The organism is Marinobacter sp. R17 (genome assembly GCF_003789045.1).
GTDB lineage: Bacteria > Pseudomonadota > Gammaproteobacteria > Pseudomonadales > Oleiphilaceae > Marinobacter_A > Marinobacter_A mangrovi.
This window is the reverse complement of sequence record NZ_RHGZ01000029.1, coordinates 23,685-45,427: the sequence shown is the minus strand read 5'-3', so window position 1 is coordinate 45,427 and position 21,743 is coordinate 23,685. Positions and strand designations below refer to the sequence as shown.

At 60.7% G+C, this 21,743-nt stretch carries 19 protein-coding genes and 1 other RNA gene; 10 read left to right on the top strand and 10 right to left on the bottom strand.

Annotated elements, in window-relative coordinates; all coding sequences use genetic code 11:
- Positions 1-150 precede the first annotated feature (150 nt).
- On the top strand, positions 151-1,884 hold the full coding sequence (locus tag EB809_RS17610) for a carbohydrate-binding module family 20 domain-containing protein (protein WP_123636155.1): 1,734 nt from the start codon (positions 151-153) through the stop codon (positions 1,882-1,884).
- 373 nt (positions 1,885-2,257) lie between these two features.
- Here the strand turns inward: EB809_RS17610 and EB809_RS17605 are convergent, their stop codons facing one another.
- Together EB809_RS17605 and EB809_RS17600 are read right to left on the bottom strand one after the other, a co-directional pair.
- Entirely contained in the window at positions 2,258-5,329 is a 3,072-nt protein-coding gene (locus EB809_RS17605; RefSeq protein WP_123636154.1) for an efflux RND transporter permease subunit, read from the bottom strand.
- The gene (locus EB809_RS17600) at positions 5,329-6,453 is read right to left on the bottom strand and encodes an efflux RND transporter periplasmic adaptor subunit (protein ID WP_123636153.1); all 1,125 of its coding nucleotides are present in this window, start codon (positions 6,451-6,453) and stop codon (positions 5,329-5,331) included. Before EB809_RS17600 ends, EB809_RS17605 begins: the two co-directional genes overlap by 1 nt.
- Positions 6,454-6,856: 403 nt before the next feature.
- Between EB809_RS17600 and EB809_RS17595 the strand changes: the two genes are divergently transcribed.
- A complete protein-coding gene (locus EB809_RS17595) occupies positions 6,857-7,228 on the top strand; it encodes a VOC family protein (protein WP_123636152.1) in 372 nt (123 codons plus the stop codon).
- 24 nt (positions 7,229-7,252) lie between these two features.
- Here the strand turns inward: EB809_RS17595 and EB809_RS17590 are convergent, their stop codons facing one another.
- The gene (locus EB809_RS17590) at positions 7,253-7,801 is read right to left on the bottom strand and encodes a DinB family protein (RefSeq protein WP_223808020.1); all 549 of its coding nucleotides are present in this window, start codon (positions 7,799-7,801) and stop codon (positions 7,253-7,255) included.
- Positions 7,802-7,970: 169 nt separating this feature from the next.
- Here EB809_RS17590 and EB809_RS17585 point away from each other — a divergent pair, with 169 nt between their 5' ends.
- The gene (locus tag EB809_RS17585) at positions 7,971-8,228 is read left to right on the top strand and encodes a hypothetical protein (RefSeq protein ID WP_123636151.1); all 258 of its coding nucleotides are present in this window, start codon (positions 7,971-7,973) and stop codon (positions 8,226-8,228) included.
- A 12-nt stretch (positions 8,229-8,240) separates the two neighbouring features.
- Here the strand turns inward: EB809_RS17585 and EB809_RS17580 are convergent, their stop codons facing one another.
- The gene (locus EB809_RS17580; RefSeq protein WP_123636150.1) at positions 8,241-8,801 is read right to left on the bottom strand and encodes a phosphonate degradation HD-domain oxygenase; all 561 of its coding nucleotides are present in this window, start codon (positions 8,799-8,801) and stop codon (positions 8,241-8,243) included.
- Positions 8,802-8,870: 69 nt separating this feature from the next.
- A complete protein-coding gene (locus EB809_RS17575; RefSeq protein WP_123636149.1) occupies positions 8,871-9,875 on the bottom strand; it encodes a Solitary outer membrane autotransporter beta-barrel domain in 1,005 nt (334 codons plus the stop codon).
- Positions 9,876-10,275: 400 nt separating this feature from the next.
- Between EB809_RS17575 and EB809_RS17570 the strand changes: the two genes are divergently transcribed.
- A complete protein-coding gene (locus EB809_RS17570; RefSeq protein ID WP_123636148.1) occupies positions 10,276-10,503 on the top strand; it encodes a hypothetical protein in 228 nt (75 codons plus the stop codon).
- A gap of 145 nt (positions 10,504-10,648) precedes the next feature.
- On the opposite strand, the gene ssrA is transcribed toward EB809_RS17570, so the two are convergent.
- From ssrA to smpB, 3 genes are all read right to left on the bottom strand, one after another.
- Positions 10,649-11,015: a transfer-messenger RNA gene (gene ssrA, locus EB809_RS17565) on the bottom strand.
- Between the two features lie 73 nt (positions 11,016-11,088).
- On the bottom strand, positions 11,089-12,531 hold the full coding sequence (locus tag EB809_RS17560; protein ID WP_123636147.1) for a WS/DGAT/MGAT family O-acyltransferase: 1,443 nt from the start codon (positions 12,529-12,531) through the stop codon (positions 11,089-11,091).
- A gap of 141 nt (positions 12,532-12,672) precedes the next feature.
- Positions 12,673-13,155 (bottom strand): SsrA-binding protein SmpB, encoded by a 483-nt coding sequence (gene smpB / locus EB809_RS17555; RefSeq protein ID WP_123636146.1) that lies wholly within the window; start codon positions 13,153-13,155, stop codon positions 12,673-12,675.
- A 327-nt stretch (positions 13,156-13,482) separates the two neighbouring features.
- Here smpB and EB809_RS17550 point away from each other — a divergent pair, with 327 nt between their 5' ends.
- Genes EB809_RS17550 through EB809_RS17540 form a run of 3 tightly spaced genes read left to right on the top strand, consistent with a single transcriptional unit; the run spans position 13,483 to position 15,946 of the window.
- Positions 13,483-15,144 carry a sodium-dependent transporter gene (locus EB809_RS17550; RefSeq protein ID WP_123636145.1) on the top strand — a complete coding sequence of 554 codons (1,662 nt, stop codon included), beginning with the start codon at positions 13,483-13,485 and terminating at the stop codon, positions 15,142-15,144.
- Between the two features lie 59 nt (positions 15,145-15,203).
- Positions 15,204-15,650, top strand: coding sequence for a type II toxin-antitoxin system RatA family toxin (locus EB809_RS17545; protein WP_123636144.1), 447 nt, complete (start codon positions 15,204-15,206; stop codon positions 15,648-15,650).
- Positions 15,647-15,946 carry an RnfH family protein gene (locus tag EB809_RS17540; protein ID WP_190294952.1) on the top strand — a complete coding sequence of 100 codons (300 nt, stop codon included), beginning with the start codon at positions 15,647-15,649 and terminating at the stop codon, positions 15,944-15,946. The genes EB809_RS17545 and EB809_RS17540 overlap by 4 nt, the downstream gene beginning before the upstream one ends.
- Here EB809_RS17540 and EB809_RS17535 read toward each other — a convergent pair.
- Positions 15,943-16,269: an outer membrane protein assembly factor BamE gene (locus EB809_RS17535; protein WP_123636143.1), complete on the bottom strand. Its 327-nt coding sequence runs from the start codon at positions 16,267-16,269 to the stop codon at positions 15,943-15,945. The genes EB809_RS17540 and EB809_RS17535 overlap by 4 nt on opposite strands.
- A gap of 120 nt (positions 16,270-16,389) precedes the next feature.
- Here EB809_RS17535 and fur point away from each other — a divergent pair, with 120 nt between their 5' ends.
- Positions 16,390-16,803, top strand: a complete 414-nt coding sequence (gene fur / locus EB809_RS17530; protein WP_123636142.1) for a ferric iron uptake transcriptional regulator — start codon at positions 16,390-16,392, stop codon at positions 16,801-16,803.
- Positions 16,804-17,031: 228 nt separating this feature from the next.
- On the opposite strand, the gene recN is transcribed toward fur, so the two are convergent.
- A complete protein-coding gene (recN, locus tag EB809_RS17525; protein ID WP_123636141.1) occupies positions 17,032-18,711 on the bottom strand; it encodes a DNA repair protein RecN in 1,680 nt (559 codons plus the stop codon).
- Positions 18,712-18,926: 215 nt separating this feature from the next.
- Between recN and grpE the strand changes: the two genes are divergently transcribed.
- Together grpE and dnaK are read left to right on the top strand one after the other, a co-directional pair.
- A complete protein-coding gene (gene grpE, locus EB809_RS17520; protein ID WP_123636140.1) occupies positions 18,927-19,547 on the top strand; it encodes a nucleotide exchange factor GrpE in 621 nt (206 codons plus the stop codon).
- A gap of 122 nt (positions 19,548-19,669) precedes the next feature.
- Positions 19,670-21,595, top strand: a complete 1,926-nt coding sequence (gene dnaK / locus EB809_RS17515; RefSeq protein WP_123636139.1) for a molecular chaperone DnaK — start codon at positions 19,670-19,672, stop codon at positions 21,593-21,595.
- Positions 21,596-21,743 lie beyond the last annotated feature (148 nt).

Sequence of the window (21,743 nt, the reverse complement as noted above, 5' to 3'; positions counted from 1 at the left end):
CCACCGGTGGATGTTGTTGGTGGATTATTGACCGGCGCACAGTGACTCCTGACATTCGCAGCGGTTTGTCCATTGGGCTGGCCGAGGGATGTCGTCTTCCAAAACAAATACAAGAAGCGTCTCCGGAATGGGAGGCGAAAGGAGCTAACAATGAAACACGTCAAGCAACGGCTGCCATGGCTGGCCGCCGCTCTTCTTCTGTTGGGATCGGCTTCACAGGCCCATGCCGGGGTCTTTGTGCAGCTGTTCGAATGGTCCTGGGACGATGTGGCCCAGGAGTGTGAGAACTTCCTCGGGCCCAAGGGGTATTCGGCCGTTCAGGTGTCGCCGCCTCAGGAGCATATCCAGGGCAGCCAGTGGTGGACCCGCTACCAGCCGGTGAGCTACCAGCTCAACAGCCGCAGCGGCGACGCGGCCGCCTTTGCCAATATGGTGTCACGCTGCAACGCCGTGGGTGTGGATATCTACGCCGATGCCGTATTCAACCACATGGCGAACGGCAGCGGGACCGGCACCGCAGGCTCGTCTTACGACAGCGGCAGCGAGACCTATCCGATATACAGCAGCAACGACTTCCACTCCACCTGCACCATCAACAGCGGCGACTACAGCAGTGACGCCTGGCGGGTGCGCAACTGCCAGCTGGTGGGGCTGCCGGACCTAAATACCGGCGCCAACTATGTCCAGCAGACGGTCGCGGACTACATCAACAACATGATCAACCTCGGGGTGAAGGGCATTCGCGTGGACGCTGCCAAGCATATGGCACCGGGGGACATCAGCGGTATCCTGGGTCGGCTCAACGGCAACATCTACACCTTCCAGGAAGTCATCGACCTGGGGGGCGAGGCGATCAGCTCGTCGGAATACACCGGCCAGGGCGACGTCACCGAGTTCAAGTACAGCGCCAACATCGGCGACGTGTTCAAGAACCAGCAGCTGTCCTACCTGAGCAACTTTGGCGAGGACTGGGGCTTTATCGGCAGCCAGAATGCCGTGGTGTTCACCGACAACCACGACAACCAGCGCGGCCACGGCGCCGGGGGCAGCAACGTGCTGACTTACAAGGACGGTGCGCTCTACAACCTGGCCAACGTGTTCATGCTGGCCTGGCCGTATGGCTATCCCAAAGTGATGTCCAGCTACGCCTTCTCCGACAGCGACCAGGGGCCGCCGTCCAGCAGCGTCTACCAGAACGGCGAGGCCCAGTGCGGCAGCGACTGGATCTGCGAACACCGCTGGTCGTCGATCGCCAACATGGTGGCCTTCCGTAACGAGACCGACGGCACCGGCGTCAACCACTGGTGGGACAACGGCAACAACCAGATCGCCTTCGGCCGGGGCAGCGTTGGTTTCGTTGTGATCAACCGTGAGAGCAGTGACCTGAGCCGCACCTTCACCACCAACATGCCGGACGGCAGCTACCACAACGTGGCCGGCGACAACGCTTGCGTGACCGTATCCGGAGGTCAGGTGACTCTGGACGTGCCTGGCATGGAAGCGGCGGCGCTGCATACCGGAGCCGCGTGTGATGGCTCTGACTCCGGTTCGGACACCGGCTCCGGTAGTGGTGGCAGTACGGACGTGACGGTGACCTTCCAGTGCCAGAACGGAACGACGACGCTGGGCCAGAGTGTCTACGTGACCGGCAATATCGCCGAACTGGGCAACTGGGATCCGGCCTCGGCAGTGATCCTGTCTGCGGATAACTACCCGACCTGGGCGGGCGACGTGGGTATTCCGGCGCAGACCGATGTCGAGTGGAAATGCCTCAAACGGGACGAAAGCGATCCGTCGCAGGATCAGGTCTGGCAGAGTGGCAGTAACAACACACTGGCCGGCCAAAGCGCCGGATCGTCGGTGACCGCGACGGCGAGTTTTTGAGGCCGTCGTCAAATCTTTTTAGGGCCCTGATGGGCCCACCGAAGCTGAAGCGTCGGCTACATGGCCCAGCCGACTCGAGGGTGTAGCAGATGCTTCAGCTTCTGAGGCGCCGCCAGGCGCCCACCATTCTTACCCACCTCCCAACCCGTTCTGTACTTCAGTGGCGTCCTGCACAAGGCCAGATCGAAACCAATGGCTGCTATCGCTGGAGCAGAGGGCAGGATGTCCTCGTCGCCTAAGCGGCCATGGACGGCCCTCTTAGGCGACGGAAGCGATGGCAGCCGTTGGTTTCAGGCTCCCAAGGTCTGCTCAGGACATACGCAATAAAAAAAGGGGCCCTTGAAGGGCCCCTTATCATGCTCACCACAACCAATCAGTGGGATTCAGACGGCTCGGCATGGGCCTTGGCCGCCTCATCCTGATCGGCGTTGTGGTCCTTCGCCAGCAGGACGTAGAACGCCGGCAGCACGAACAGCGTGAACAGCGTGCCGATGCCCAGACCCGTGGCGATGGTCAGGCCGATGGCGAAACGGCTCTGGGCACCGGGGCCGACCGCGATCAGCAGCGGCACCATGGCCACGATCAGCGCCAGGGACGTCATGATGATCGGACGCAGTCGGATAGCCGCAGCCTCAATCACGGCCTCCAGCTTGTTCAGCCCCTTGTCATGCTGCAACAGGTTGGCGAACTCGACGATCAGTATCCCGTTTTTCGACACCACCCCGATCAGCGTGATCAGGCCCACCTGGGTGTAGATGTTCATGGTGGTGAAGCCCAGCACCATGAACGCCATGGCCCCGGCGATGGACATCGGCACCGACACCAGGATGATGAACGGGTCACGCCAACTCTCGAACTGGGCTGCCAGAACCAGGTAGATCACCAGCAGTGACAGGAAGAAGGTCACCGCCAGGGCGCTGCCTTGCTGCACGTACTGGCGAGAGTCCCCCTTGAAGTCGAAGGTGAAGCCCTGCGGGAACACCTCGTTGGCGGTCTGCTTCATGAAATTGATGGCGTCGCCCTGCGGCACCAGCGGGATCCCCTGGATCGTCAGGGAGTTCTGCTGGTTGAACTGCGTCCGCTGGGACGGTTCCACCGACTTGCTGAAGCTGATCACGCTGCTCAGAGGCACCAGTTCGCCCGAGTCGGCACGGATGTAGTAGTCGTTCAGGTCTTCCACGTTCTTGCGGGCGCTGCGCTCCACCTGCGGAATGACCTGATAGGAACGACCTTCCATATTGAAGCGGTTGATGTAGCCACCACCCAGCATGCTCGACATGGCTTGCCCCACATCCTGCATCGACAGGCCCAGATCAGCGACCCGGTCGCGATCCACCTTGATGGTGGTGACCGGCCGGTCGAACTGGATCGACTTCTGCAGGAACATGAACTTGCCGCTCTGCATGCCCTTGGCCAGCAGGTCGTCGGCCACGTTGTTGAGCTCTTCATAGCTCTTACCGGTGGTGATGACGAACTGGAACGGCAGGCCGCCGCTGGAGCCGGGCAGGGACGGAATCGGGAACACCGCCGTCTGCAGGCCGGTAATCTTGGAGATTTCCTTCTGCAGGATCGGCTGGACCTCGAATTGGGAAACATCCCGCTCACTCCAGGGCTTCATCTTGAAGCCGCCGAATACGGCGTTGGGGCTGGTGATCCCCAGCAGCATGAAGGTCTCGTCGTAACCGGGTAGCTTTTCAAAGGCATCCTGCATCTCATCGCCGTACTTCTGCAGGTAATCCAGCGTCGCGGTTTGCGGCGCCGTGCCCTGGAACAGCAGGATGCCCTGGTCTTCACTGGGCGCCAGCTCGCTCTGGCTCAGCTTCACCATGCCTCCGATCGACAGCAGCACGATCACCGCAAAGAAGATGGTGACGGACTTGGTCTCCAGGCTGGAGGACAAGGCGCGCTGGTAGCCGTTGGCCAGCCCGTTGAAGAAGTTCTCGACCTTGGTTTCGAACCTGGTCGGATTACCGTGGGGCTTGAGTACCTTGCCCGAGAGCATCGGCGACAGGGTCAGCGCCACGATGCCCGAAATCACGACGGTGCCGGCCAGCGTAAAGGCGAATTCGGTGAACAGCGAGCCCACCAGACCGCCCATAAAGCCAATCGGCGCGTAGACCGCCACCAGCGTTGTGGTCATGGCGATAATCGGCGTCGCCATTTCCCGCGCGCCGTTGAGCGCCGCGTCGAACTTGGATTCGCCCTCCTCGATATGCCGGTGCACGTTCTCCACCACGATGATGGCGTCATCCACCACCAGACCGATGGCCAGCACCATCGACAGCAGGGTGAGCAAATTCAGGGAGTAACCCAGCGACAGCATCACAAAGGCGCCACCGATGATCGAAAGCGGCACCGCTACCGACGGGATAATGGCTGCACGCAGTGACCCCAGGCAGAGGAAGACCACCACCAGCACGATCAGGACCGCTTCCCAGAGGGTCTGGATCACTTCCTTGATGGAGTCGTCGATGAACTCGGACGCGTCGTACGGCAGCTCCACCTTCAGCTCTTCCGGCAGCTGGGCCTCGATATCCGGCAGGGCGTCTTTGACCAGTCCGGCAACGGTCAGCGGGTTGGCGCCCGGCGACAGATTGATCGCGACATAGGTGGACGGCTTGCCCTTGTACAGCGCCAGGTTCTCGTAGCTCTGCGAGCCCAGTTCGACCCGGGCGATGTCGCCCAGACGGATCAGCGTGCCCTTGTCTTCCTTGATGACCAGATTCTTGAACTGTTCGGCGCTGCCAATATCGGTGTCGCTGGTCAGGCTGATTTGCACCAGGTCGCCCTTGGTGTTGCCGACCGCCGCCTGATAGTTGTTCTTCAACAGGATCTGCACCACGTCGGACGGGGTCATATCGACGGCGGCCAGGCGTTCCGGATCCAGCCAGACCCGCAGCGCGAATGTCCGGCCCAGCAATTCCGCTTTACCCACACCGGGCAGGGCTTGCAGCTTGGGCTGGACCACACGGGTCAGGTAGTCGGTGATCTTCGGCACGTCCATGGTGTCGCTGTAGAAGGCGATGTACATCAACGCCGTGCTGTCGCCGGTCTCGGATGTGATGACCGGGTCCTGGGCGTCCGCTGGCAGCACGTTGCGCTGACTGGCCACCTTGGCCTGGATTTCGGCCAGCGCTGCGTTGGCGTCGTAGTTCAGCTCCATGTGGGCCTCGATGGTGGAGGTGCCCTGGGAGCTGGTGGAGGTCAGGTAGTCGATACCGCTGGCTTCGGCGATGGCCTGTTGCAGCGGCGTGGTGATAAAGCCCTTGACCAGGTCGGAACTGGCGCCCGGATAACTGGTGGTGACGGTGACCGTCGTGCTTTCCAGCAACGGATACTCCCGCACCTCCATTTCCATGGCACTACGGACCCCCAGCAGCAGGATCAGCAGACTGACGACGGTCGCCAGTACCGGCCGGTTAACGAATATGTCCGTGAAGCGCATCAGTTGCTGGCCTCCTCGCCACTGGTTCCATCCTTGGCCGGGGCGTCGTCGTCCTTGGTGATCTCGACCGCCTGGCCGGCCCGCAGGCGCAGCAGGGCGGTTGCGACGACCCGCTCACCGGCTTCAAGATTCTTCGTGACCTCAACCCGGCCATCGCGTGTGGCGCCGGTTTCGACGCTGCGGCGTTCAGTGACCAGTTGGCCGTCGTCGTTCTTCTTCAGCACGTAGACGAAATCGCCGTAGGTGTTAAAGGAAATGGCCGTGCGCGGCAGGGTCACCACGTCGCGTTCGGCCGGCCGGACTGTCTGAACGGTGGCGAACATGCCCGGGCGCAGCTCGCGATCCGGGTTGCGCAGGGTGGCGCGCACGCGCACGGTCCGGGTCTCGGGGCTGATCGAGCTGTTGATGGCGCTGACTTTGCCCTTGAACGTTTCACCCGGCAGCGCGGCCACGGTGGCCTCTACGTCATAACCGACGTCGACGTTGGCCAGATCCTTCTCGGAGATGGTGTAGTCCACATAGATGGGATCGAGCATGTTGATCTCGACAATCGGCGTGCCCACGCCCAGGTACTGGCCCTGGTCCACCAGGCGCAGGCCCAGGGAGCCGGCAAACGGCGCTTTGATGACCTTCTTCTCAAGCGTGGCCTCGGATTCCTTCACACGGGCGTTGGCGGCTTCCAGGTTGGCTTGGGCCTCGTCGTACTCGGCCTGGGAAATGGCCTTCTTGGGCAGCAGGTTGGCGGTCCGCTTGAACTGCTGCTCGGCGAGCTTGGCTTCGGCGCGGGTGGTGCGCAGGGCCGCCTCGTCGGTGGCGCTGTCCATGGTCAGCAGCACATCGCCTTTTTCCACGCGGTCGCCGGACTCGAAGCGCAGCTCCTTGATGACGCCGGCCACTTCGTTGGCGACTTCAATGCCGTTCACGGCGGTTACGCTGCCCACCGCCTTGATGGACTGGACCCAGGTGGTGCTTTTGGCGGTGGTGGCTTCAATCGTGGCCGGCGGCTGCGGCTGTGAGAACTGCTTCTGCATCTGGCCGAAGCGATAGAAGGTATAGCCGAAGATGCCGCCGAGCACGACCAGGAGAGCTACGATAACAATGGCAAAGCGGGACGCGGTGCGCATGAGAAAGTCCTGATTTCCGTCACTTGAACACGAATGATTGTCACAGCTGTGCGTGACCGGTCACGCCGACTGTCCTTCGGCACCGGCACGGCTGTGAATGTGTGGGGAGGTCTGGTCTTCCCTACCGGGGGGTAGGCGTGTGGCTCCGTTTTTCTTTTCGGGCACAGGGCCGCTTAAAAAGCAGCAGCGCACACCAGGTTCCATCCAAACCGACACCAATAGATGTTTTTACCACGCACTGGCATAGGTAAAAACCCGTATATTGCCTAAATAACTACGGTTTTTTACGGAATTTGGATTTTGACGCCGGAATCATGGCAAACCTATGACATTTCCGGGCATGATGTCGACCACTAAGACGTATTTAAGTTGTTATCCATAAAAACAATCCGGAGGTTGATCCATGATTGGTTACGTCACGCTGGGTGTCAGCGACATGAATCGCGCCAAGGACTTCTATACGGCCTTGCTGGCCGACATGGGCGCCAAACTGTTGCTGGATATGGAGCGCATCGCGTTTATCGGCCGTTCCATGAAAGAGCCGATGGTGGCGGTCTGCATTCCCTATGACAAAGAGCCCAACCATCCGGGGAACGGCAACATGGTGGCCCTGCAACCCGGCTCCAAGGAAGCGGTGGATGCGTTCTACGCCAAGGCGATCGAGCTCGGTGCCACCTGCGACGGCGAGCCCGGGCAGCGCATTCCCAACCAGTTCTACGGTGCCTACATCCGCGATCCGGACGGCAACAAGGTCGCCTTCTTCCATTTTGGTTAAGACCTCCATCAGGGGCCCGCAGCTTTATGGTGATTCGGGGCCCTGGTTGGGAATCCGCACCAACAGATCGGTGACGCCGACGTCCACGCCCAATTGATGGAACAGTGTGGTGGCCTGTCCGCGGTGATGCGTCTGATGATTGAACAGGTGCATCAGCAGGGGGCCGAAGGCGCGGGTCAATGGCTCCCCTTTGACGTTGCGGTAGTGCAGGGGGACCGCGTAATCCTGCTCGTCACTGGCTTCGATCAGATCGGCGATGATGCGGTCCATGGTGTCGCGGGCCTGGTGCAATTCGGCGAAGCTCGGGTAGAGGGTCTCGGACAGGGTTGTCGGCGTGGGTAAGAGGTCCAGTTCGTCAAGGCACCGGTAACGGGCCGGATGCACCCGGAACCGGTTGACCCACATGAGGTCCGCCACCAGGATGTGATTCAGCGTGCCTTCGATTGAACCGAAAAAGGCACCGAGATCCCGCGACCGGTCCCCGTCGTCCAGCCCGGCGGCGAGGCGGTAGAGGTTCCCGTTCATCCAGGCGTTGTAGTCCGCCATGAGAGTGAACTGCTGCTTCAAAGACATGGTTCCGCTCCTTGGTGAGATGACCATACGCTGCGCCGGAAGCCCGACGCCGTCAAGGTACAGACTTTCCAGCCGCGGGACCTCATTCTGTACCGCTCTGCCGCCTTGCCATCATCCGGTCATGAGAAGCGATCATCATGAAGCTCCTTTTATCCGGGAGGGGAGAGCGATGATCGAACGTTACTTGCGCCGGGTACTTGTCCTGGCCCATCCGTATCGGCTCGTGGAGATCGAGCGGGAAGGCCCCCGACGTCGACAAAGCTGCTGTGAAGCCCGCTATTTCAATCTGGTGGATAACCGGAAAAACCTGATCGCCGGGTTTGACGCCTGGATGGCCGGGCGGAGCTTCTTCGGCTACTTCCGCTACTCGCCCCAGGGCGATCTTATCGAGCGACGTACTTTTCCGATCGATTCCTGGCAGTTCTGAAGCGTAAAGACGTCAAACGACAAAGCGGCGGAGGCGTTCCAGCCATACGGTGATGGGCGGCAACTCGAAGTCATCCGACTTGCCCAACTCATCCAGTTCGCGCAGGACGACGGCGTCGGCGGAGCCGGGGTGCGCTTCGAATTGCCGGCACGCCGCGGCGTCATACGGCCCGCCCTGTTGCGCCAGGGTGGCCCGGCTGGCAGCGGACAGGCCGTCAGCATAGCCGGGCCGGGTCGCGACCAGATAGCGCTTGGCCTGCACATGCAAACGGATGGGGTTCGTGACGGTGGCCGGCAGACCGCGGGCCTCCAGCCAGTCTGCGCCCAGCGAGTCGTGGAAGCGGTAGCCCCAGCGGTCGCGTTCGGGCAGCGCCTGGTCTTCGGCAATCAGGTGGCCGATATCATGCAGGAATGCGGCAAGGACGAGGGGCTCCTTGCAGCCGCGCTGGTCCGCCCACCAACCGCATTGGGCCATGTGCTCGTACTGGGTGCAGTGCTCGCCGTAGTCGCGCGCGCCGTAGGCGTCGAAAAGATCGGACAGTTGGGTGACGATCGAGACGTTGGTGTCAGGCATGTCGATTCAATCCGGGCGATAAGCGAAACCACCCACTGTGACCATGAAGCATGACGGTGCGGTGACAGGTCAGTCCTCATTGAAGGTGAAAATCAGGCTGCCGCCCCTGAGCACACTGCCGTAGTTGAAGTTCACGCCGATCGCGACGTTGTCCACCAGCGGAATCCGCCCGCGGGCTTCCAGTAGCCAGGCCAGGCCGGCCTCGTAGTAATAGCTGTTGCCAAGCTGATCGCCGATGTCCCCGCCCACATCGATGCGTGCCGCACGAATCCAGATGTTCTGGCCCGGCAGGAAGCGTGAAATGATCGGATTGCGAATGCGGACGCCGTTGGACCAGAACCAGGCCTCTGGATCGGCTTCATGGGCCGGATTGCGGGTGCCAATGGTGTGACCGCGCATGTAGTGGTAATCGGAAAAGAAATCCCAATCCGCCCCCATGATGGGGCGGCTGTAACCCAGCGTCAGCGTGGGTTCAGCCACCAGGGCATCTACGGTGATATTGGTCAGGGTGCCATCCAGCTCCGACTGCACGGCTTGTGAGGCGGCGGTGTTGTAGTTGGTGTCGTTCTTGTAGCGCATCCAGTGAACCAGGCTGCCGACGGTGACCGTCACGGGCTTGGTAAAAGGATGCGTCCAGGCGGCGCCGGCACTGGCCGAGACGATCTGCTCGTAGACCTTGTCCTTGCGTTGCTCATCGGACACCACCAACTGGGCATCCTGCTCCTGCGCGATGTACGCCACCTTGCCGGTATAGGTCAGTGTATCGCCCTGATCACCGATAGGCAGGGTCCAGTCAAAGGGCAGACTGGCGGTGGTGATGCTCTGGCGCAACTGGGCGGAATCGGCCGAGCCGAGATCATCGTTATCCAGTTCGAAGTAGTCGTTGGGATTGAAGTTCCAGAAACCGAAACGAACCGCATCGCCGTTGGTGAGCAGTATTGCGAGGGTGTAGTTGGCCGAGAGCACATTGCGAGTGGCCCGATCCAACTCCGATGCGGCCAGCATCCGCGTGGTCTGGCAAAGCACCAACGTTAGCAACAGGAGCCAGGCGGCGCACCGGGCAGCGAGCGTCATAGAGGCGGACCCTTCCTGGAAAAGGTGTGTCTGGTTCCAGTCTAGCCGAGCCTTGGGCAAGGCGGTGTCGGGATATTTCTGGCGTTGGCTGGTTCGTCGGCGCACGTGCTCATGTTTCTGTCGTTGAAGGTTACGTAACGGCTTGTGAGTGTGGATGACAGGTTGCAACCTAATTAATTGAGAGGGAGGCGTATTCGCCTGTCCCCGGGTCCGCCGATCCCGTCCAGAACGCCCGAGCCGCCGCTCAGGGCGCTATTGTGCGACGGAATGGTCGTCGCGAGGTTGCAGACACAATGTGAAATCAATAAAACATTTGCCTTTCAAAATGCTACACACGTCATGTTTGGCCCATGGCACACTCATTTGTATCCACAGACCGTTAATGAGGGGAGAGAGCCGAATGCCCGTTACCGTGTTGAAGAGTGAGGACGGCTACCAGCTGCTCAAGGTGTCTCACGCGGGTGAACATGGCGAAATCGTCAGGGAACACCACGTAGTCGTTGATTCCAACGGCGAGCTGGTCCAGGTCGGGATGACCTTTGAGAAAGCGGAAGAACTGCTCAGGATTCTAACCGCCGATACCGGTGCAGACATCATGCCGGAACGCCAGAGGGCGGTTGGGGAATAACGCTGGCAAAGTCAGAAAAGCCGCTCAATCGAGCGGCTTTTTCATTTTGCGTCCCAGCGAATGCGGGTTCGATTCCCGCCGTCTCGATGATGTTTTCCAGGCATAAAAAAAGCCCCTGAAAATCAGGGGCTTTTTCATGGGATCTTGGTGGAGACGGCGGGAATCGAACCCGCGTCCGCCAGTCCTCTGCCTTGAGATCTACATGCTTAGCTTCCTTCTATTGATTTAACCTCAAACGACCCGAAGGTCAGGGTGTAAGAGGCGAGCTCTTTATATCTTAGCTATCAGGCAGTGAGCTCTGACTGATAGAGCGTCCTACTCATGATGACGTCCTGAGGTGTTGCTTCTGGGTAGTAGGCACCCCAGTCAGGACGACTGGAACGGCTTACGCCGCCAGTGCGTAGTTTTCGTCGTTTGCGACTATTTAAATGCAGCTTTGGATTAACGAGATTGGCTGCCATCTCGACATGCACCCAAGGGTTTGTAACCGGCGTCGAAGCCATGTCGTCCCCTTGCCTGACAAGTATATGGGGCCGGTCCCGCTCACTTCAAGGACATTCGTGTGAGCGGGACTCAGTATTTTTACTAGAATGACGCCGCTTTACGCCGTTCCACCTCCCGCCGCTCGACCTGGGGATAGGTCCCGGGCGTGCCGGCGACGGCCTGCAGGTCGTAGAAACTCTTCTCGAATGCGGTCATGACCCGCTGTGGATCCATGCCCAGTTTCTTGTCGACGATGATGCCGAACTGCACGCTGTCGGTGTAGCTGAAGATGCTCATGCCGATCCCGATTCCGCCGGTTTGCGGCACCCAGAACATGGGCTGTCTCAGGCGGGCGCCGGCCAGGTAGACCGGACGGCGCGGGCCCGGCACGTTGGTCAGCACCGCCGAGGCCTTCTGGCTGAGCAGGCCCAGGGCGCGGCGTTCGAGAATATCGGGGCCCCGGCCGAACAGGTCCAGCAGACTGTAGGTGACCTGTGCCTGCCAGGAACGCTTGAGCCGGTTCATATGATCCTGCACCTGGCGGAAACGCATGCGCGGGCAATCCACGTCGATCGGCAGCGGCACCAGCACCAGACCAAACTGGTTGCCGAGGGATTCCACCGGTTGGTGCAGTGGTCGCAGGTTGAACGGTACGGCGACGCGGATGCCGCAGTCCGGCAGGTCGAACGCTTCTTCCCGCAGGTACTCATGCAGGGCGCCGGTGGCAGCGGTCATCAGCACATCGTTGACCGTGCCCTTGAGCGCGCGGGCGGTGTCCTTGACGTTTTGCAGCGGCAGGCTGGCCCAGGCCACCTGCTTGCGGCCGCCCAGCGCTCCCTTGAGCGGCGTCGGCGGATCGGCCGGTGTCAGACCCAGCTTGGCGCACTCCATACCGATACGGCTGCCGGTCCTTAGCAGCTGTAGCGGGTAGGTCGGGTCCTGTTGGACGTTGTGGGCCAGGTGGCGCAGCTGTTCCACGCCGGCACCTGCCGTGTGGCGCCATTCCCGGGCCAGGCGCTGGATGGATTGCCAGCGGCTTTCCGCCGGTTGGTTCCGGGGCGGTACGGCGTGCAGGTGGCGACCGGGCTTGTCATCCGTGAGCGCGAGCAGGACGCGCACCAGGGAAATGCCGTCGGCGATGCAGTGATGGATGCGAACGATCAGCGCGCAGCCGCCCTGGTAGTTGTCCACGTAGTGAACCTGCCAGAGCGGTCGATTGGGATTCAGCGGGGTACTGTTCAGGTCGCTGGCGAACGATTGCAACGTCGCTTCGTCGGCCCGGCCGGGCAGGGCCACCACCTGCAGGTGGTTGTCCAGGTCGAAGGTCGGATCATCGTGCCAGAAGGTGCGGTCGCCGGCGTGCTCGACAATCTGCCGGAAACGCCGGAAGCACAGGAAGCGGTCTTCCAGTACCTGGCGGAAACGGGGCAGATCGATGGGGTCGTCAAAGATTAGCACGGCGCCGATCATCATGGGGTTTTCCGGGGATTCCATGCGCAGCCAGGCGCGGTCGACGGCTGTCATGGGCGTTCGTATGCGAGTCATAAGCCCTCTCTTCATTCCGTGGGAGAGGATGAGGTGTCGCGTCGGACTGCAGGCTCAGGGCGCGGACCCACCCGAAGTCGAACAGTATAGGACTGCGACAGGGTGGGTCGGAAGTGATCATGGAGGCGACAGGGAAATATCTTACCCTTGATTGACTTCTCTCAAGATTCGCTGCTTTTGACGGTTCCAGTCGCGCTCTTTTTCGGTCTGGCGCTTGTCGAATTGCTTCTTGCCTTTAACCAGAGCGATCTCGCATTTGACCTTGTTCTTTTTCCAGTAAAGCGCCAACGGAATGCAGGTGTGGCCCTGCTGTTGGGTGACCCCCAGCAGCTTGGCGATTTCCTTGGCGTGCAGCAGCAGCTTGCGGGTGCGCGTTGGATCGCAAATGACGTGGGTCGATGCGGTGCTCAGCGGCGTGATGTGAGCGCCGAGCAGGAAGGCTTCGCCGCCCTTGAACAGAACGTAGGCATCGACCAGCTGGGCCTTGCCCGCGCGCAGGGATTTGACCTCCCAGCCCAGCAGGGACAGGCCGGCTTCGAACCGTTCCTCAATGTGGTATTCGTGCTTGGCTTTTTTGTTCAGCGCAATCGTGCTGCTGCCAGTGCCCGGTTTCTTCTTGCTCATGGATGTCGAATCGTTACCTGGATACGTCGATGGGGCGCGGGGCCAGCGGTGGATAGGCTGGCCGGTAAGATAAAGGTCGCCCCGGCGAAACGACGCATTGTAGCTCAGTAGTGTCAAGCGGGTCACGGGTTGAAAACCGAGGCCTCAGGTGTGGATGAACGCTGTCACGGGTTTCCGCTACAATGCGCCCAGCGATGGAGGCTCTGGAGCCCCGGAAGAGACCCGTCCCCGTTCTATGGTGGTCGGCGGCAATCGCGTGCAGGGATGCGCTCCAGGCCACGCCCTGATACCCCGTCACGCAGTAGGAATGAGTCAGAGGCGACTTGAATGCTTGGACGTTATCAAACACCGGTCGGCTCCTGGTCCCACCGCACGACCTTTTTCTGGGCCACGACCGGCGCCACGGTCGGGCTGAGCGATCTGTGGACGTTTCCCCATATGGCCAGCCAGAACGGCGGCGGGGTGTTTATCCTGTTCTATCTCGCCTGTCTGCTGATTCTGGCGTTGCCGCTGGTGCTGACCGAAGCCGTGATCGGCCGTGGCGCCCGGCATGGCGTGGTGATCGCCATCGACAGTCTGTCGAAGGAGGCCGAAGCGCCGCCACGTTGGGTGTGGAGCGGCCGGCTCAGTGTACTGGCAGGCTTCCTGGTGCTGACTTTCTACGCGGTGATTGGCGGCATCTGTCTGGCTTACGTGTTCTATGCCGCCTATGGCCGCCTGGACGATGCGTCCCCCCGGCAGCTGGCCGGGATCCTCACGTCGCTGGTGCAGCAGCCGGAGAACTACCGGCACTTCATGGGCTGGCACGCGGGGTTCCTGATCCTGGTGCTGATCGCCTCCATGCAGGGCGTGACCAGCGGCCTAGAGCGCGCCTTGAGGGTGGTGGTTCCGGCGTTCATGCTGCTGCTGGGTGGGCTGCTGCTCTACGCGGCACAGCACGGTAATTTGCGGTCGGCGGTCGACTACCTGCTGGTGATGCGTCCGGAGGATGTGACCATCGACAGCGTGCGCAAGGCGCTGACCCACGCGTTCTACACCCTGTCTCTGGGCACAGGCATCCTGATTGTCTTTGGTGCCTATTCGGCCCCCACGACGCCGCTCAAGCGTTCCGTGCTGGCGGTGGCCCTGGTCGACACGTTGATTGCCATCGTGGCGGGGCTTCTGATCTACACATTGGTATTCAGTCATGGCGTCCCGGAGGGCGCACCGCTGCAGGGGTTCAGTCTGGTGTTCATGGCGATTCCGGAGAACGTCGGCACGATGCCGGGTGGCCAGTTCGTACTGACGGCGTTTTTCGCGATGATTGTACTGGCGGCGTGGAGTTCGTCGCTGGCCCTGCTGGAGCCCACGGTGAGCTGGTTGCAGGAGCATCTGGCGGCACCCCGGCGTTGGTGCGTTCTGCTGGTTGGGGCTGCAGCCTGGGTGGTGGGGTTGTTGAGTCTGTTCTCCTTCAACGCCTGGTCGGACGTTACGCTGTTGGGTGGCACGCCGTATCGCTGGATCGAGATCGTGACCAGCACACTGCTGATTCCGGTGGTCAGTATCCTGCTGGCTTTCTTTGTCGGCTGGGTGTTGCCGGATGCGATGGTGGCGCGGCTGATCGGCCCGACGCTGGCGTTCCTCCGGGCGTCCTGGATCTGGGTGCTTCGTTTGGTCCTGCCGGCCGTGATCCTGTATGTGGGGATTCATTACGCCATGCAGTCCGGCGCGTCGTTGTGCAACAGCGGCGACTCGCCGTTCTGGTGCAGTGGTGAGGCACACCCGGCGGAACCGGCGACCGCGCCGGACGTGACGCCCGCCGAGCCTGCGGCCGATCCGTCACAACCCCCGACTGAGGCACCTCCGGCAAGCGATGAGCCGGTCAATGACCCGATGCCGGACAAATCGGAAGCCGTTGTCCCGGAGACGTCGACACCGGTGCAGGCTCGGCCTGCCGAAGAGTCGACTGCCCCCGCATCCAGCGACGATATGCTTTATCATAGTGTCTGATTCGGTCCGTTACGGACCGGTGTGTTTCCCATCTGATTGCAGGAAGTGTTCAGTCCCGCATGGCTCAAGTCATCGAAAAATCCGCACTGGTCTGGCATTCGGCCGAGCAGATGTACGCCCTGGTCAATGATGTCGACCGCTATCCCGAATTCCTGCCCTGGTGCGACGGTACGGAAATCCATACGGCCAGCGAGACGGAAATCGTGGCGTCCATCGATGTGGCAAAGTCCGGTGTCCGACATCGCCTGACGACTCGCAACCGGCTTCACGCGCCAAGCCAGATCGAGATGTCCCTGGTGGAAGGGCCGTTCAGTAATCTTGGCGGCAGTTGGGAATTTGTCGCACTGAACGAGAATGCCTGCAAGGTCATCCTGAGGCTGCGTTTTGAACTGTCGGGATCGCTGGCGCGCATGACCTTTGGCAAGGTGTTCGGTCAGGCGGCCAATACCATGGTGGATGCCTTTTGCCAGCGGGCGAAGGTGGTGTACGGAGGCGCGGCCCAATGACGACATCGACCATTCGCGTTGAAGTGGCTTATGCCACCCCCGAGAAGCAGGCCATCTGCCCGGTGAACGTACCGGAAGGTACCACCGCTTTCGAAGCGGCCGAGGCCTCGGACATCCGGACGGTGTTTCCGGAGATCGATCTGGAGTCGGCGGATATGGGCATTTTTGGCAAGGTCGTGAAAGCGCCGCGGGAACATGCGCTCAGGGAAGGCGATCGCGTCGAGATTTACCGACCGCTGAAGATTGATCCCAAGCAGGCCCGGCTGAACCGGGCGCGCAAGAAGTCGGCCGATTAATAGGCTGGCGTTTTGTCCAAAAGCTGGGCTTCGTAGGAGTCGTAGCTATCGCCGTCATAATAAACGATGACCCGCTGCTTCTTGATATCCCCACCCCCTTTTTGGAAGGTGTACATGTAGTACTCGCGGGAGTCATCCACCGGGTTAAGCATGATCGGCGTGCCCAGGATGGCGTGGACCTGGTCGCGAGGCATCCCCTTCTGTAATTGGGCCAGGGCTTCATCGTCGACGATATTGCCTTGCTGAACGTTGATTTTATAAACGCCGGGGAAGACACAACCGGCCAGCAGGACAAGTGAGAGTAAGGCGGCGAGCTTTTGCATCAGGGGGTGGAATCCTCTATCTTGGAACGCTTGCCTGACCGGGCCAGTTTGTTGGCCTGAACGCGTCAGGATGGGTATCATAACGGAAGCAGACAGTACACCAAAGAGCGAAACAGCAGCATGTCATCTGAAAACGCTGAATTACGCAAGGTCGGACTCAAGGTGACCCTGCCCAGGGTTAAGATCTTCAACATCCTTGAAAATTCCGAAGAACATCATCTGAGTGCAGAAGATGTTTACAAAAAGCTTCTCGAAGCCGGGGATGACGTCGGTCTGGCGACCGTGTATCGCGTGCTGACACAGTTTGAAGCGGCCGGTCTGGTGCTGCGTCATAACTTTGAGGGTGGTCACGCGGTTTTCGAAATGGCGCGGGAAGATCATCACGATCATATGGTCTGCACCGAGTCCGGCGAAGTGATCGAGTTTTTCGACTCAGTGATCGAAGAACAGCAGCGCAAAGTCGCCCGGGAACACGGTTATGAAATCGTGGATCACAGCCTGATTCTCTATGTGAAGCCGATTAAGAAAAGCTGATCAGTGGTCCTTAAAGGTCACTGATGTAAAAACGCCCCCGTATCTGACACGGGGGCGTTTTTGTTTGTGCGGCGTAAAGGGCGCACTGCCGCGATATTCCCGCACGCAAAAAAAGAGGCAGACCCGAAGGCTGCCTCAGTAAACGCTCGGGGTTGAGCGTGGGGGAAATATCCGCGGCGCGGAATGCGTTATTGACGCCCGCTTGGCCCGGGATGGCCAGCAGGGGCATCAGTGATGCGTAGCCTGTCCCTTCTGGAACATCTCCTGAGCATGGGCCAGGGTCTGCTCGGTCATGTCGACGCCGCCCAGCATCCGGGCCACTTCCTTGACGCGGCCGTCGTCGTTCAACGTTTCGATCCGTGAGAAGGTGGCGTCCTGTTCGCTGAACTTGCTGACAAACAGATGCTGGTGAGCCTGGGCTGCGACCTGTGGCAGGTGTGTGACGCACAGCACCTGGCCGTTATCGCCCAACTGGCGCAACAGCCGACCAACCACTTCGGCGGTGCCGCCGCCAATGCCCACATCCACTTCGTCGAAGACCAGCGTGGGGATGGTTGAGGTCTGGGCCACGACCACCTGAATGGCCAGGCTGATCCGTGAAAGTTCGCCGCCTGAGGCGACCTTGCTCAGCGAGCGCGCCGGCTGGCCCGGGTTGGCGCTGATCAGGAACTCGACGTCCTCGTTGCCGGCCGGTGAGGGCGCGGCTTTCTCGTGACGGGCCAGTCGGGTGACGAATTGAACGGACGGCATGCTCAGGTGGGCCAGCTCTTCGGCGATACGACCGTCGAGTTCGGCCGCGGCTTTCTCGCGCCGGGCGGTCAGTTCGTCCGCTTTCGATTGCCAGTTATCGTTCAGTTCCGTGGCGTCCGCTTCCAGGCGCTCCAGGCTGCCTTCGCCACCGTCCAGTTGCTCCAGTTCAGTCTGTAGCTGGGTGTGCAGTTCCCCGAGGGTTTCCGGGGAGACCCGATGTTTACGGGCCAGGTCATAAATCGTGCTCAATCGTTCCTCGACTTCTTCGAGGCGAGCTGGGTCGGCGTCGTAGTCTTCCACGAAATGGCGCAGGTTATTGCCGGCTTCACTGACCTGAATCTGGGCCTCGTTCAGCATTTGCAAGGTGTCGGCCAGGGCTGGCACCTCGACCGGCAGCTGCTCGAGCTGTTGCAGGGCCTGCTGGATCAAGCTGGCCGCGCTGGGCTCATCCTCGCTGCACAGGACGGACGCCTGGTGGCAATTGTGCAGGACGGTTTCAGCGTGACTCAGGCGGGCCTGCTCGGCTTCCAGGTTGTCCAGCTCACCGTCTTCCAGCGCCAGGCGGTCAAGTTCCTCTACCTGGTAGCGCAGCAATTGCAGGCGGGCCTCGTTCTCGTCGCGGTTTCCGCGCAACTCTTCCAGTCGCTGCTGGGTCTGGTGCCAGGCTTTCCAGGCGGCACGGACGTCGCTGGCCAGCTTGTCGGCATCGGCAAATTCGTCCAGCAGCTTTCGGTGGGTTTCTTTCTGCAGCAACGACTGGTGCTGATGCTGGCTGTGGATGTCCATCAGCATGCCGCCCAGCTCCCGCAGATCGGCCAGTGGACACGGTTGACCGTTGATGTAGGCGCGGGAGCGACCGTCCTTGCTGATCACGCGGCGCAGGATGCAGTCGTTGTCTTCATCCAGATCATGGGCTTCCAGCCACTCTCGGGCCTCGGCGATGCGGCGCACGTCGAAGCTGGCCGTGATGTCCGCCCGCTTGGCACCGTGGCGTACGGCCCCCGCATCGGCGCGCCCGCCCAGCACCAGGCCGAGGGCGTCGAGAACAATGGATTTACCGGCGCCGGTCTCCCCGGTCAGCGTGGTCATGCCCTGGCGGAACTGCAGTTCGACGCGCTCGGCAATGGCGTAGTTGGCGACGATCAGTTGATTCAGCATGAAAGGCTCCAGTCCTGTTCGACGGTGCTGCCAAGGCGGCGGCGCCCGGCATCTGGTCATATATACAGTACCTGTGAATGTATACAGTATTTTTGCTGGTTGCAAGCAATCGTTGCAAAAGCGGTTGAAAGCCCGGCGAGCTGTCCCCATATCCGCTGGCAAGCTATTCAAGAAGGGCGGCCGAGCCGTCATCGATGATTGATCAGGAGTGACTGATGAGCGCAGAAGAAACCCGTAACCAGAACGTGGAAGACGAGTTGAAAGAGGCCTCTGAGGAGACTGCGCAGGCCGACGCCGGTGCCGGCGAAACCTCGGCTCCGGAAGGCGAGTCGCAGGGTGAATTGAGCGAGGTCGAGGCGCTGCAGGCACAGCTTGCCGAGCAAAAGGATCAGGTCCTGCGGACCCAGGCGGAAATGCAGAACGTGCGTCGTCGCGCCGAAATCGATGTCGAGAAGGCTCGCAAGTTCGCGCTGGAGAAGTTCGTCAAGGAGCTGTTGCCCGTGGCGGACAGTCTGGAAAAGGCCGTTGAAAGCACCGAAGGCAAGGCGTCGTCAGACGACGTTGTCGCGTCCATCCGCGAGGGCGCCGAAATGACGCTGAACCTGCTGATGAACAGCCTGGAGAAGTTCAACGTGAAGCGGGTCGACCCGGTCGGCGAGCCGTTCGATCCGCAGCTGCACGAGGCCATGTCCATGGTGCCGGCGCCGGATGCCGAGCCGAACAGCGTCGTGGCTTGCATCCAGAAGGGGTACACCCTCAATGAGCGCCTGGTGCGTCCGGCCATGGTTGTGGTCGCTCGACCGGAAGACGGCGCAAAAATCGACGAGCAGGCTTGAAAAAGAAACGTCTGAGCCAATATAGGCAGTAAACGGTTCGCAAGCCGACAGAATGACAGCATCCCACGCATGCTGATTCGGGCAGAACAGAGCTTAGGAATAAAAGGAACTGGAGTCATTCAATGAGCAAGATTATTGGTATCGACCTGGGCACCACCAACTCTTGTGTAGCCATCATGGATGGCGACAAGGTCAAGGTGATTGAAAACGCGGAAGGCGATCGCACGACGCCGTCCATCATCGCATACACCGAAGAGGGTGAAACGCTGGTGGGTCAGTCCGCCAAGCGTCAGGCGGTGACCAACCCGAGCAACACCCTGTACGCCATCAAGCGTCTGATCGGCCGTCGTTTCGAAGACAACGTCGTTCAGAAAGACATCAAGATGGTGCCGTACAAGATCACCAAGGCGGACAATGGTGACGCCTGGGTTGAGGTGAAAGGCAAGAAGATGGCGCCGCCGCAGGTCTCTGCGGAAGTGCTGAAGAAAATGAAGAAGACCGCTGAAGACTATCTCGGCGAGAAAGTCACCGAAGCGGTCATCACTGTTCCGGCCTACTTCAACGACAGCCAGCGTCAGGCGACCAAGGACGCCGGCAAGATCGCGGGCCTGGACGTGAAGCGGATCATCAACGAGCCGACCGCGGCTGCCCTGGCCTATGGCCTGGACAAGAAGAGCGGTGACCGCACGGTAGCCGTCTATGACCTGGGTGGTGGTACCTTCGATATCTCCATCATCGAGATTGCCGACGTCGACGGTGAGCACCAGTTCGAAGTGCTGGCCACCAACGGGGACACCTTCCTGGGTGGTGAAGACTTCGATCTGAAGATCATCGAGTACCTGGCGGACCAGTTCAAGAAAGACAGTGGCATCGACCTGCGCGGTGATTCCCTGGCCATGCAGCGCCTGAAGGAAGCGGCCGAGAAGGCGAAAATCGAGCTGTCCAGCAGCCAGCAGACCGACGTCAACCTGCCGTACATCACGGCGGATCAGAGCGGTCCGAAGCACATGAACGTCAAGCTGACCCGCGCCAAGCTGGAAGCGCTGGTCGAAGAGCTGGTCGATCGCAGTCTGGAGCCGTGCAAGGTTGCACTGAAAGACTCCGGCGTTGACGCCAGCGACATCGACGAAGTGATTCTGGTCGGTGGTCAGACCCGCATGCCGAAGGTCCAGGAAAAGGTGAAGGACTTCTTTGGTAAGGACGCGCGCAAAGACGTGAACCCGGACGAAGCGGTTGCCATGGGTGCGGCGATCCAGGCTGCGGTCCTGTCCGGTGACGTGAAAGACGTCCTGCTGCTGGACGTCACTCCGCTGACCCTGGGTATCGAAACCATGGGCGGTGTGGCCACGTCGCTGATCGAGAAGAACACCACGATTCCGACCAAGAAGTCGCAGACCTTCTCGACAGCGGATGACAACCAGACCGCTGTGACCATTCACGTGGTCCAGGGTGAGCGCAAGCAGGCGTCCCAGAACAAGTCACTGGGTCGTTTCGACCTGGCCGACATCCCGCCGGCACCGCGCGGTGTACCGCAGATCGAAGTCACCTTCGACATCGATGCCAACGGTATCCTCAACGTGTCTGCGAAGGACAAGGCGACTGGCAAAGAGCAGTCCATCGTCATCAAGGCCTCTTCCGGTCTGAACGAGGACGAGATCGAGAAGATGGTCGCCGACGCCGAGGCCAATGCCGAGGACGATCGCAAGTTCGAGGAACTGGTCCAGGTGCGCAACCAGGGTGACGGCATGATCCACGCCGTTCGCAAGACCCTGAGCGAAGCCGGCGACAAGGTCACTGAGCAGGAGAAGGAGTCCATTGAAAGCGCCATCAGCGAGCTGGAAGAAGCCCTGAAAGGCGACGACAAGGACGACATCGAAGCCAAGACTCAGAAGCTGACCGAAGCGTCTTCCGAACTGGCTCAGAAAATGTACGCCGACCAGGCCGAGCAGGGTGCTCAGGCTGAAGGGCAGGGCGAGCAGGCCCAGTCCAGTGGCGACGATGCAGTCGATGCCGAGTTCGAAGAGGTCAAAGACGAAGACAAGCGGTAATATTCATGTCTTCATGAGCGTCGCAAAACGCGGGGAGTCAGCTTCCCGCGTTTTGCGCGTTTGATGGGTTGGAAATTTGTGAGCCGCATCGGTCCGGTCAGGGCCGCATGCCAGAGCTCACGGAGCAGTCATAAGATTCCGGGCTGGC